The sequence below is a fragment of the Rhizobium sp. SVR5-2C genome (assembly GCF_056755115.1).
This window is the reverse complement of the sequence record NZ_JBNDHT010000562.1, coordinates 1-239: the sequence shown is the minus strand read 5'-3', so window position 1 is coordinate 239 and position 239 is coordinate 1. Positions and strand designations below refer to the sequence as shown.

Genomic DNA, 239 nt, shown 5'->3' with positions numbered 1-239 from the left:
CTGCAGTGCCGGGCCGTCGCGCGACATCAGCATCTGCGCGAGCGCGCTGCGGGCGGTGTCGACGATGGCGTGCTGGGGGGCGGGCAGCTGCAGCGTCACGCGATTGAGCTTTTCGCGCCACGCGGACGCGGTGCGTTCGAGTTCCTGGCGCAGCCAGGTTTCCGCCGTGCGCGGTGCCTGCAGGTCGTCGCCATGCGACGGCACCACCAGGCCCAGCGTGCGGCTGCCGTGCGCAGGCA

At 72.8% G+C, this 239-nt stretch carries 1 protein-coding gene; it reads right to left on the bottom strand.

The features are described 5' to 3' along the window. Positions 1–239, bottom strand: a 239-nt coding sequence (locus ACPYOI_RS36900) for a hypothetical protein (RefSeq protein WP_481424288.1), incomplete at both ends; no start/stop codon positions are given.